Source organism: Peribacillus frigoritolerans (assembly GCF_001636405.1).
Lineage (GTDB): Bacteria > Bacillota > Bacilli > Bacillales > DSM-1321 > Peribacillus > Peribacillus frigoritolerans.
The window spans coordinates 3,458,517-3,470,303 of record NZ_KV440950.1; the positions used below are offsets into that span (position 1 = coordinate 3,458,517).

At 37.9% G+C, this 11,787-nt stretch carries 11 protein-coding genes; 4 read left to right on the forward strand and 7 right to left on the reverse strand.

Annotation, left to right across the window (positions count from 1 at the left end; all coding sequences use genetic code 11):
* Positions 1 to 25: 25 nt before the first annotated feature.
* Complete coding sequence (locus tag A6755_RS16500; RefSeq protein ID WP_063591356.1) at positions 26 to 1,495, reverse strand: helix-turn-helix transcriptional regulator; 1,470 nt, start codon at positions 1,493 to 1,495, stop codon at positions 26 to 28.
* Between the two features lie 306 nt (positions 1,496 to 1,801).
* A complete protein-coding gene (locus A6755_RS16505; RefSeq protein WP_063592588.1) occupies positions 1,802 to 3,121 on the reverse strand; it encodes an MFS transporter in 1,320 nt (439 codons plus the stop codon).
* 442 nt (positions 3,122 to 3,563) lie between these two features.
* Between A6755_RS16505 and A6755_RS16510 the strand changes: the two genes are divergently transcribed.
* The 3 genes from A6755_RS16510 (at position 3,564) to A6755_RS16520 (ending at position 6,329) form a co-directional block, all read left to right on the forward strand.
* Positions 3,564 to 4,169, forward strand: a complete 606-nt coding sequence (locus A6755_RS16510) for a TetR/AcrR family transcriptional regulator (RefSeq protein WP_034312657.1) — start codon at positions 3,564 to 3,566, stop codon at positions 4,167 to 4,169.
* A gap of 151 nt (positions 4,170 to 4,320) precedes the next feature.
* Entirely contained in the window at positions 4,321 to 5,763 is a 1,443-nt protein-coding gene (locus tag A6755_RS16515; protein ID WP_377307342.1) for an FAD-binding protein, read from the forward strand.
* Positions 5,760 to 6,329, forward strand: coding sequence for an MFS transporter (locus tag A6755_RS16520; RefSeq protein ID WP_063591357.1), 570 nt, complete (start codon positions 5,760 to 5,762; stop codon positions 6,327 to 6,329). The genes A6755_RS16515 and A6755_RS16520 overlap by 4 nt, the downstream gene beginning before the upstream one ends.
* 233 nt (positions 6,330 to 6,562) lie before the next feature.
* Here the strand turns inward: A6755_RS16520 and A6755_RS26170 are convergent, their stop codons facing one another.
* The 3 genes from A6755_RS26170 to A6755_RS16530 all read right to left on the reverse strand — a co-directional run bounded on the left by A6755_RS26170 (position 6,563) and on the right by A6755_RS16530 (position 8,403).
* Positions 6,563 to 6,985 (reverse strand): DMT family transporter, encoded by a 423-nt coding sequence (locus tag A6755_RS26170; protein WP_084737838.1) that lies wholly within the window; start codon positions 6,983 to 6,985, stop codon positions 6,563 to 6,565.
* 99 nt (positions 6,986 to 7,084) lie between these two features.
* Entirely contained in the window at positions 7,085 to 7,447 is a 363-nt protein-coding gene (locus A6755_RS26175) for a DMT family transporter (protein WP_084737840.1), read from the reverse strand.
* Positions 7,447 to 8,403: a DMT family transporter gene (locus A6755_RS16530; protein WP_063591358.1), complete on the reverse strand. Its 957-nt coding sequence runs from the start codon at positions 8,401 to 8,403 to the stop codon at positions 7,447 to 7,449. The genes A6755_RS26175 and A6755_RS16530 overlap by 1 nt, the downstream gene beginning before the upstream one ends.
* 116 nt (positions 8,404 to 8,519) lie before the next feature.
* Here A6755_RS16530 and A6755_RS16535 point away from each other — a divergent pair, with 116 nt between their 5' ends.
* Positions 8,520 to 9,863 carry an aminotransferase-like domain-containing protein gene (locus A6755_RS16535; RefSeq protein ID WP_063591359.1) on the forward strand — a complete coding sequence of 448 codons (1,344 nt, stop codon included), beginning with the start codon at positions 8,520 to 8,522 and terminating at the stop codon, positions 9,861 to 9,863.
* Between the two features lie 163 nt (positions 9,864 to 10,026).
* Here the strand turns inward: A6755_RS16535 and A6755_RS16540 are convergent, their stop codons facing one another.
* Complete coding sequence (locus A6755_RS16540) at positions 10,027 to 10,626, reverse strand: nitroreductase family protein (protein WP_057275982.1); 600 nt, start codon at positions 10,624 to 10,626, stop codon at positions 10,027 to 10,029.
* A gap of 99 nt (positions 10,627 to 10,725) precedes the next feature.
* The gene (locus A6755_RS16545; RefSeq protein ID WP_063591360.1) at positions 10,726 to 11,703 is read right to left on the reverse strand and encodes a ring-cleaving dioxygenase; all 978 of its coding nucleotides are present in this window, start codon (positions 11,701 to 11,703) and stop codon (positions 10,726 to 10,728) included.
* Positions 11,704 to 11,787: the final 84 nt, after the last annotated feature.

Sequence of the window (11,787 nt, forward strand, 5' to 3'; positions counted from 1 at the left end):
CGATTCATTTATTGAATCGTCCTTTTTATAAGCCAGACCGATATGCTGATGGTGTACAGGCTTCAAGCAATTTGAATTTGGCATTGAAATAGGTTTGATGTGAATAGCCGGCCAATTGTGAGATTTCCTCCAATGATAAATCCGTTTCCTTTAATAAACGTTTAGCTTCCCTAATTCGAACTTGGTGCAGTGTATTTCGAAAAGACTCGCCGGATTCAGCCGCAAATCGACGGCTGAGTGTACTTTTATTGATTCGCAGAGTATCTGCACAACTGGCTAGATTCCACTGGGCGTCCCAATAGTTGGACTCGATCAGCTCCCTTGCCTTTTCACTGATTGTACGTGCCCCTTCCTGTAATTGTCCATGATCCTGCAGAAGCATATGGGTGGTGAACGCATGAAGCTCTTTTACTATTTGATGTATGACAGGTTTATGTACAATTTGCTGAAATACATCATAGTATATGGCTTCCAGGGAAGCATTTTGCAAATTGTATGATTTCATATGCCTGCGAATCTGTGCAAGTACGCTTGTAAGGCGGATACGAACGATTTCCGGGTCGGGGTATGGTCGTTCGAAGGTAAGGAATTCACGTTCAATCCAGTTCCTGATCGCCTTCGCATCCCGTCGCTCGAGCATTTCTATCCAAAGTCTTTGTTCAAGAGGAGTGAGGAAGGGATCCATCTCTCGAGGCGAAGTCTGTTGACTTTCGGCTAAGATGATATCATATCCATCGAAAAAGATTTGTCTCGTAAATTCACGAGTTTGCTGATACATCCTTTTTAAAGACTCATCTGAAGTTGCCGCCTTTATTATGATGGCAAGGGGCTCATCCATTCTTTCTTTCCAATGGGCAAGGAAGGCCTGATACTCTTCCTTATATATCTCCATTTCCTTTGTTTCCTGGACACATAAAATAAAATCCGATAAAGCGAAGATTTGATTCTTCCCAGTAAAAGAATATCGTTGCAGTTCATCATAAACTAATGGAAGGGTCTTGTTATCAGGTGTCAAGAAAGCGACCATGGTTATTCGGCTTTCATGCTTCCGGTCTGTCAAGAAGAAATCTGGATACCCAATATCCAGAGCATTCTCATCATCCATGGTGTTTGACGAGATATGACTTGGACCATTTCTCAATTGAAAACGTAATTGTTGGATATGTTTTACCAAATCTGCCGAAGAAAAAGGACGGAATAAAACATCTTCAGCACGAAAACGTAAGGCTCGATAAGCGGTTTGAAAGATTCGCTCAGATGAAATCCCTAACCATCGAATTCCCCTCCGCTTTAACGAAACACCCATCGCTTCACTTTCATCCGTCCAAATATCCATATCCAAAATAACGAATTCCGGTTGCTGATTGCGTATTCCCTTTTCGAATTCTTCAATCGTTTTCCATAAGTTCAGTCTAACTCCCGTTAGGTGGGACTCCACGATCCAACGAATTCCTTGAGCCTCAATCTCATCTTTTGCCACCAAATGAATTTCCACATCATCACCTCATTTCTGCTGTTATTCCCCTAATGAATAATATGAAGTCAGCACATGAATAGAAAAGGGATCCCTGATCTTTTCGAAAGCACTTTCATCTCATATCCATTCTAATCCCGCCGAAATCTACAAACAAGTCTTATTAGGCAGAACCTACGATTTAGATTAAGCTTTGACATGCTCAACTGGTATTTTCACTCCATATATATGTGTGCTTAAATAAAAAAAGAAACATCGTGGAAACGCTGTGATTTCCAATGATGTTTCTTTTTTAATCACTTTTAATCTTCAATACATTTAGAACCTCTATAATCGATTAATATTGACTTCAACTTCTTTACCTATGTTTTCATCTGAAGCATCCGACAATTTTAATGATAATAGGGTGATGACACCTATTATAAGTAATCCAGATAAAATAAACATTCCTTGAGTAAAGGCAACAGTTCCGAGAATCATCGGTCCTACAAAACCGCCTAAAGCCGCAAATGAATTGACTATGGCTATTCCAACTGGGGCAGTGGACTCAGTGAAGAAAAATGTCATATAGGCAAAGAAACATCCACTGAACCCGTATAACCCGAAAGATGTAATCGTTAACATAAGCACCATCATAAAAACACTATTTGAAAAGCCGCACCCGATAAATCCGACAACCGCTATCATAAGGCAAACTAGCAAATGTGTTTTATGTTCATTGGTCCGATCTGAATTCCAGCCTACAAACATAACTGCAGGTATACCGACTAACGATGGAATCATCGCTAACCAGCCTATTTCTAAATTAGTTGTTGCGTTTTCCGATAAAGATTTTATGATGGTTGGCATCCAGAATGACAATCCATAGATGGATGTGTATCCTGCAAAATAAAAAAGAGCCAACTTCCAGATTTTCGAATCTTTCAGCATATCAAGCTTCGTGACTTTATTTATTTTCGAGCTAACTTTTCTTTCCGCACTCAATTCGCCTTCTAACCAATCACTTTCTTCCTTTGATAACCATTTAGCGTTAGACGGTCTATTAGTTAAATAGAAAACAACAACAATTCCTATAATAATGGCCGGAATGCCTTCAAGAATGAACATCCATCTCCACCCTGCCATACCGAACCAGGAAATATTGTCAAGAATCCATGTCGACACAGGCGCACCAATCAATCCGCCAATCGGTAGGGCTAAGAGCAAAACCGCTGTTGCCCGTCCTCTTTCGCGGGCCCTGAACCAATAAGTTAAATACAAAATTATACCTGGGAAAAAACCAGCTTCAGCAACACCTAATAAAAAACGGAGAATATATAAATGCATCGTTGTTTGGGCAAATCCTGTTAATATTACCACAAGCCCCCACGAAATCATTATACGGGCAATCCATATCCGAGCTCCCACTTTATGCATGATCATGTTGCTAGGGACTTCAAAAAAGAAATAGCCGATGAAGAAAATACCAGAAAGCAATCCAAAAACTTCAGCGGATAAGGCTAATTCTGCATTCATTTGTAAAGCAGCATAGCCTAAATTGACCCTGTCCAAGTAAGCAATGATATAAAGGAGCAAGATAAATGGAAGAATGCGTTTCATCGTCTTACTGATCGTTCGTTTCTCTATTTCACCACTGGAATGATTCAAGATTATTTCCTCCCTTTTCATGCTACTATTTCCCAAAAAAGTTTACCGTACAACTCTTTTCCAGCTTCCCGACACTCTGGTTCATTCCTAGCTCTCAATTTATCCTGAAAACCACCACCCTCCATTTACATATACTGAATCCAACAATATTATAAATACAATCCATATACTCAGGGCTAAAGAGGAATAAGCCTTTCTGCAAGACAGTAACCGATTGTATAGGAATCCTTGAAAAACCTCCAATTTAAACTGAATTAACCTTCCCCATACTTGACCCCAAAGCTTTGTAAGCGCTTTCCGGATGTACGAAAACCATTTAAGATAGCGTTGTGATTATTCAAGATCTACGTTAGATTAAATAGACCAGCAATCATTAACTAGACTGTAGTCTGATATTAAACTATATAGGAATATTCTGTCAATTATCATTTGGAGGTTTTTTATGATTGAACCCAGAAAGAAACAACTTAGGGGAGAAAAGACTCGTGAAAAAATTTTACAAATATCTCTAAAGCTATTTAGCGAAAAAGGTTACGATAAAGTTACCGTTGATGAAATCGTGAAAAAAAGCGGCACATCAAAAGGGTCATTTTACCAACACTTTTCAGCGAAATCGGACATTTTTTTAGTGAGATTCATAGAAGTCGATGATTACTATCGCGAAGTCTTCCGTTCGTTCCCAGTCGATATGGACGCTACCGAGAAATTGTTTATTTTCATTCGCAAATTGATGCGTTTTCTGGAAGTAGAAATGGGCAAAGATTTAATGAAAGTGATTTACAGTTCCGCTTTAGATTCGAAAGAACATACTTACTTTTTAAATTCAAACCGCTCACTCTTCAAAATCATTCGTTCATTAATTGAAGAGGCGAAAGAACAAAACGACATTGGCACTGACCAATCAGTTAATGAAATTTCACAACTTATCATCCAAAGCCTGATGGGAATCATCTATCATTGGGGATTAAACAACTCAGAACAAAGCTTGGAATCACTATCCATACCGCTAACCAAAACAATCATTAATGGGCTAAAAACCAAGAACTAATACATAAATCAAAAGATTCATTTCTAAATATTTGATATTTTATTCAATATTAACCCCAATCTCACTGAATGGTCAGGGAAAGTCCATTAATATATAAGGTTCATACATTTTTATTTCAATTAAGTGTCAACCAAATGAAACGAGGAGTAGAATGCCAGATATCATGAAACGATTTTTATTTATCACCCTATATGCACTATTATTTGGATTATCGCTGCAGACTTTTAATTTCAAGCTTGACCACCCTATCGCCAAAGATATAAGCCGTCTGATGCCAGTTAAAATGAAAATGATTAAGGCAGAAGATAGTGAAGAAGAAATCAAAAAAGTCGTTTTGGATGCCGAAAAAAACGATGATCCCATTTCCATTGCCGGAATGCAGCATAGCCAAGGAGGGCAGACATTATATCCAAACGGGATCCTGCTCGATATGAAAAACTATGATAAAATACTTGATTTGGATGTAAAAGAAAAACGCATCACGGTCCAAAGCGGAGCAACCTGGGCTGCTCTTCAGGAATACATCAACCCATATGGACTTGCACTGAAGGTCAGTCAATCTCAAAACATTTTTACCATTGGCGGTTCTTTGAGCGTTAATGTCCATGGCCGGGATATCCGTCATCATGCCTTGATAGAAACCGTGGAATCTTTTAGATTGCTTGACGCAAAAGGACAAATCCTAACAGTGAGCCGTGAAGAAAATCCGGAGCTCTTCCATACGGTTATTGGCGGGTATGGATTGTTTGGAGTCATACTCGATGTAACACTCCACCTTACCGATGACGAACTTTATAACATTAAAACTAAATCACTTCATTATGATGAATATACATCGTACTTTAAAAGAGAAGTTCTTCAAAACAATGATGTTAAAATGCATCTTGCAAGAATATCTGTTGCTCCTGGCTCCTATTTGGATGAAATGTATGTAACGGATTATTATAGGGCAAATGACCAAACAAGGCTATCTGACTACGATACTCTCAAACGGGAAACGATCATTGCCGTGCCTAAATTCTTTCTTGGTCTCTCACGTTATAATGACTGGGGTAAAAAGAGGTTTTGGGAAACTCAAAAAGCCTACACGGCCAATATTGATGGCAACTTGGTTTCGAGGAATAATGTGATGCGGTCGGATTCTGCATTCATGGATTACAGCAACCCCACCAAAACTGAAGTGCTGCAAGAATACTTCGTTCCGATTGATCAATTTGCTGATTATATCGATGACTTAAGAAGAACCTTATCTGATGAGAAAGATTTTAATTTATTAAATATCACAATTCGTTATGTGGAACATAATGATGAATCACTCATGTCCTATGCCAAGGATGATATGTTCGCTTTAGTGATGCTCATCAATCAAGGGACAGATGACGAAAGCAAGGATAATACAGGAAGGGTCATCCGTAACATGATCGATATGACGCTTGACCATAACGGCAGCTACTATCTGCCCTATTATGGGTATCCAACCAAGACACAATTATTTGAAGCGTATCCGCGTACTGAGGAATTCTTTCAATTAAAGAAGAAATATGATCCTGATAATCGCTTCATGAATCTTTTCTATGAGGAGTATCATCCATGAATTATAAACGTTTTGTTTTTTACCAAGGCACGGTTGGAATGGCTGCCAGCATGATTTTCCCCTTTTATATTTTGCTAATCAAAAATGTGGGCACCAGTTATTCGCAATTCGGGTGGGCATATGGAATATTCTCATTGACTGCAGCGCTTAGCTATCCTTTAATCGGAAAATTCACTGACAAAACAGGTGACAAAGCATTTCTCCTTATCTATTCATGGGGGATGGCACTTATCCTGCTTGCCTTTCCACTCGCATATGAAATTTGGCATGTCTATCTCCTGCAAATCATTATGGGAGTACTTGGGGCAGTACAAAGAAACACGGAAAAAACGGTACTGGCAAGATATGTAGCGAAGAAAACCGCGGGTGAGGAAATCGGGAACTACCATGTTTGGACATCCGTCGGTGCTGCAGCTGCGGTGATTGCAACCGGATATTTAGTCGACTTTTTAACGATCGGCAGCATCTTTTACATAGCCTCCCTTATGTTTGCCTGGAGTGGATTTAATATAATGAAGATGGAGGAAAATACATCACTATCTAATGCAGAAAAACTAAAAATATAAGCATTTATTACTGGTTAGCCCCAATAAATCAGTTACCCCTTTTAAAAGAAAAGCATCTGCGTTAACCTCGGCAGATGCTTCTTTTACTATATAATCATTTGCGGATCAAAAAACTAAAAATGATCTTACAAAAATATTAAACCTGGTGCCCATTTTTCAATTTGGTTTCGTTATATATACGAATATTAGTACGATTAAAGATAACGGACATTAGCACATATAATAAAAAAATACTACTTTCGTTTCAATTTGATAATTATTTTTTCGTCTAAAAAAACTAATGACATCATTATTATAGCCATTCCAATCAATTGATGAATGGACAACGCTTCATGTAAAAAGAAAAACCCTAAAATCATTCCGATGACTGGCACTATATAATTACTATATGAAGTAAATAATGCGCCTTCTTGCCGAATCAGCCTGTTAAATAATGCATAAACAACCCCTGCATGAAAAATGCCTAAAATCGCTAAGTAGATGGATTGAGATCGTGCTATATCCAATTTGAAAGATTGCTCAAACAAAAGGGACATGGGTATGAGCAATGCACTGGCAATCAGTAATACATTTCTCATATGAATGACGGAAGAACCCTCGTTTAATTTCTCCATGAAAATCAATGATAATCCAAAACTCATAGCTGCCAATATCATGAGGATGTTCCCTTGAATACTGTTAGAAAGGTCTTGGATTCCTTGTGTCGGCCAGGAAAGGAAGACAATACCTGCAAATCCGAATAGGATACTTGTAATCTACGGCCTTGTGCTTTTTCTTTTGAAAAATGCTAATAAAAAAAGGATGGTAAAGATGGGAACCATTCCAATCAGCACCGCTGCGATGCTGCTAGGCACCGATTTCTGGCCTTGTGCAATAAAAACGAATGGGAGTACAACCTCGAAAAAAGCAATGATAATATACCATTTATAATAACCCCTGGGTACTTTTCGCTCTTCTTTTGATAAAAACAAACCAAAGAAGAGTAAACAGATACCGCCGATGCATGCTTTGATGGCTGATAATGTAATAACCCCAACATTTTCTATGACTAATGCAATAAAGAAAAATTGAGATCCCCATATACCACTAATCAAGAATAACAATACATATTTATTCATTACTTTACCTCCCTTTTCAGCAATGGGTCGGCAAAAGTCTTACTATTATGCTTGGATTGAATTCCACCAAAATAATTCGTGCCGATTACCCCAGCAAGAATGATCATTGCACCTATTACATGATAATAATGAACCGATTCATGTAAGAAAATCACCCCTGCCATTATCGTAATCAATGTCGCTAAATTACTAAAAACGCTCATTTTAGATGCTGGTAATATAGATAATGAATAGTTTGATAAAAAAGCAGTAAGCAAAGACGATAATACCCCAAGATATACGATTGAAATGAGGAATGCACTACTTGTGAAGGGTATTAAAAAGCTGCTGATGGAATGGTTAATTATATGGTTAATGACGGCCAAACTATTAAAGGTCACAAAACCAAAGAAAGTCATCACATAAGTTAACGTAAATAGTGAATATTGCTTTGTTACCTTCCTCGCTATCACATTATAAAGAGCGGCGGCAATCGAGGATAATAAGATCAGGATCGTTCCTTTCAAACTGTGAGCCGCATGTTGCAAGTCATTCATGACAAAGATAAAGATAACCCCCATAACAGATAAACAAAGAAAAAATTTCTGAGCTCTACCTGCGTATTCTTTCAAAAATAATGAAGCTGATATTAACGTAAAAATTGGTATGGTCGCTTGGATAATACCCGCTTCTGAAGATGAGGTATAAATGAGACCAAACACTTGAAAAATAAAGAATAAAATTGGATAAAGGAACACCAACGGAAGAATTTTCACAGTATCCTTTGCGCTCATTTTCACTGATGTCCTCCTTAATAGCTTAAAAATTATGGCGATCAACAAAGCCATCGTAAATCGATGTGCCAATGTATCTAGCGGACTAGCTTCCATTAATGATATTTTTGTAAAGATAAATGAAAATCCAATAATAATGGCATATAGTATCGCCGCAAGATAGGCTTTTTTATTTTCTGTCATATTGATTAATCCTCCTTTTCAACACCCGGCCGGTTGTTAGTATCGTATTAAAAGTTCCAGTACGATACAATACAAATAAGGAGCATCTGTAACGGTACAGTTTTTAGGAGGTATTCATGCTAAAATACGTAGCTTTGTTTAATGAATTTGAATTTCTCATCCAGAATGGACGGCTCAAAGCGGGCTTTAAACTCCCATCTATCCGTCAATTAAGCGATCAACATCAATGTAGTAAAAGTACAGTCTTGAAAGCCCTGCAAGAATTGGAAAAGAGGCATTTAATCTACGCCATTCCTAAAAGCGGATATTATGTCGTACAAAAAGAATTTGATGGTAAAAGCGAACCCACAACGGACATCGACTTTGTTACCTCCGCTCCCGCTTGGCATCAATTTCCGTATCATGACTTTCAACATTGCATTAACAAAGCCATCGATACCTATCAGCAAGAATTGTTTATCTATGGCACTCCAAAAGGACTGCCCTCTTTAATTAAAGTGATACAAAAACAATTAGAGCAGTATCAGGTTTTCGCAAAAGAAGAACAGATTTTCATTACTTCTGGCGTGCAGCAAGCACTTTCCTTATTAACGTTAATCCCCTTTCCTAATGAACGTACTCATATACTTGTTGAGCAGCCTAGTTATCATCTATTTGTGGAGCAATTGAAAGCGTACAAGATTTCCGTCCTAGGAATCGAACGAACAGCAGAAGGTATTGATTTAGAGGAGTTAGAACGGATTTTTAGTGATCAGGAAATCAAATTCTTTTATACGATGCCTCGTTTTCATAATCCGTTAGGGACTTCTTATTCTAAAATGGAAAGAGTGGAGATACTAAAACTTGCAGTGAAGTATGGAGTCTATATTGTAGAAGATGATTATTTAGCAGATTTCGAAGAAAATATGAAGGTAGACCCTATTTTTTCCGAGGATACCGATAACATGGTCATTTATTTAAAAAGCTTCTCAAAAATAATGTTTCCAGGATTACGCATAGGTGTTGCCGTATTGCCTAAACCATTAACGGAGAGCTTCCAACTATATAAAAGAACGTCTGATATTGATAGTTCCATGATTTCACAAGCAGCATTGGAAATCTACATAAAAAGCGGTATGTTTAAACACCATAGAAACCAAGTGCGCCTTTCCTATTCATTGCGTGCAAACTTGCTATATGATGCTCTGGAAAAGCACTCTGCTTCAGGCTTTTATCGGCCAGCATCCATATGTATGAACGCTCATATCGTACTGCCTCATCGTTTAAATAGTGCTCACCTCATCAATAACTTACAGAATCAACAAGTACTGGTGGAGACGATGGGTCAAAATTATATAGATGGCTTTCACCAGGAAAAAATATTAAAACTCAACGTGTCCAATACAAATATACAAAAACTTGAGCAAGGACTTGCTCTTATTTTCAATGAATTGAATAAAAAGGAGAATTATTACTTATAAAACTTTTACATAATGTATAGTCACTTTCCACACACGGCAATAAACAAAAAATAGTGAAAATATTTTTCTTATTGTAAAACTGAAAAAATATGGGCAAATGAGCTCAAACAAAAAAGAGCCAATTAGAATTGGCTCTCAACAAAGTTTCTCTTATCGTTCCTCTTTATTTATAAAATTTGATACGATCCTCAAGTGGTTTGAATTCTTTATCACCCGGTTGAGCTGTTGGATTTCCAAATGGCATTTGCGCAATCAATTTCCAATTGCTTGGAACATTCCATTCTTTTTTCACTTCATCATCAATTAGAGGATTATAATGCTGTAAAGTTGCTCCCAATCCTTCTGCTTCAAGTGCCGTCCAAACAACTAATTGATGCATGCCTGATGTTTGTTGTGACCAGATTGGGAAGTTATCGGCATACGTTGCAAATTGTTCTTGAAGTGATTTCACAACAGATTCATCTTCAAAGAATAATATTGACCCATATCCCGCTTTAAAGGAATCCATTTTTTGTTGAGTGCCAGAGAAATCCCCCTCACCAACCGCTTTCCTTAAAGCCTGCGTCGTAATATCCCATAATTTATCATGTGCCGATCCTGTTAAAACAACAAGGCGGGAGGATTGGGAATTAAAAGCCGATGGCGTGTGTTTTACCGCAAATTCAACTATTTCTTTAATTTTCTCATCCGATACTTGGACTTCTTTATTGATTCCATAATATGAACGTCTCTCTTTAATGGCCGTGTAAAAATCTTTTGTCATGATTCATTCCTCCAGAACATTTTTTCTATTTTAAATGATTATTCCATTTTTTATTTCTACCTATTTTAGTATGGGCATAAACCAATATATCATTCGCAATTATTCTTTAATGAATTCCTTGGTGCTTCTTACTGTATCAATTGGACGGACCAACTTTTCGATTTGATCCCTTTTCGGTTCCAAGAACGGTGGTAAAGATAACTTTTCCCCAAGCGTTTCATACGGCTCATCTCCCATAAATCCAGGACCATCCGTGGCAAACTCGAATAAAATTTGCGGTGCCACTCGTACGTAAAGCGACTCAAAAAAGTGACGATCGACATAACCGGACGTATGAAATTGGAAGCTTTCCATTCGTTTGATCCATTCTTCCAGAACGGAACGGTCTTCAACACGGAAGGCTGTATGGTGAACAGTCCCAAATCCCTGCCGAGCCTGAGGAAGGATCGAATTATGCTCGACGATCACTTGTGCACCATTCCCACCTTCCCCTACTTCAAATAGGTGAAATGACCCTTCGTTGTCTATTTCTTTGAATAATAGGACTTTTTCCATCATTTCTTTAAAGTAATCAAAGTTAGCGATACGAATGAAAATTGGTCCTAATCCTGTAATAGCGTGTTCCAGAGGAATCGGTCCTTTTTGCCAAGGAACCCCAGCTGCAACCCCTTCATTATTTTCATCTGAGATCAATTGATATTGCTGATCATCAAAATCCACAAATGAAATGATCTTTTTGCCAAACTGTTCTTGGATTCCTGTATTCCCTACTTCTAAACGGTCGAAGCGCTTGACCCAATACTCCAATGCCGCATCATTCGGTACACGGAAGGATGTTTTGGAGATCTCATTAGTACCATGCACTCCTTTAGGAATTCCGGGAAAATCGAAGAATGTCATGTCTGTACCCGCACCGCCAACATCGTCGGCAAAAAACAGGTGATAGGTTTGGATATCATCTTGGTTAACAGTTTTCTTGACTAAACGCATGCCTAATATATTTGTGAAAAATTCATAATTTTTTTCAGCACTACTTGTTATGGCCGTTACGTGGTGTATACCTTTTAAACCATTCATACATTATTCCTCCCATTAAAACGATTCAATTTTTGGATATTTAACGTTTTCCTTAATCCCCTATATTTTTCCTTCAAAAAGAAT

Bases quoted from the DNA above. Each gene is read 5' to 3' on its own strand.
- A6755_RS16540 (WP_057275982.1), bottom strand. From the start codon at position 10,626: ATGACAAAAGATTTTTACACGGCCATTAAAGAGAGACGTTCATATTAT.
- A6755_RS16530 (WP_063591358.1), bottom strand. From the start codon at position 8,403: ATGACAGAAAATAAAAAAGCCTATCTTGCGGCGATACTATATGCCATT.
- A6755_RS26170 (WP_084737838.1), bottom strand. From the start codon at position 6,985: ATGATATTGGCAGCTATGAGTTTTGGATTATCATTGATTTTCATGGAG.
- A6755_RS16545 (WP_063591360.1), bottom strand. From the start codon at position 11,703: ATGAATGGTTTAAAAGGTATACACCACGTAACGGCCATAACAAGTAGT.
- A6755_RS16510 (WP_034312657.1), top strand. From the start codon at position 3,564: ATGATTGAACCCAGAAAGAAACAACTTAGGGGAGAAAAGACTCGTGAA.
- A6755_RS26175 (WP_084737840.1), bottom strand. From the start codon at position 7,447: ATGAATAAATATGTATTGTTATTCTTGATTAGTGGTATATGGGGATCT.
- A6755_RS16520 (WP_063591357.1), top strand. From the start codon at position 5,760: ATGAATTATAAACGTTTTGTTTTTTACCAAGGCACGGTTGGAATGGCT.
- A6755_RS16515 (WP_377307342.1), top strand. From the start codon at position 4,321: ATGCCAGATATCATGAAACGATTTTTATTTATCACCCTATATGCACTA.
- A6755_RS16535 (WP_063591359.1), top strand. From the start codon at position 8,520: ATGCTAAAATACGTAGCTTTGTTTAATGAATTTGAATTTCTCATCCAG.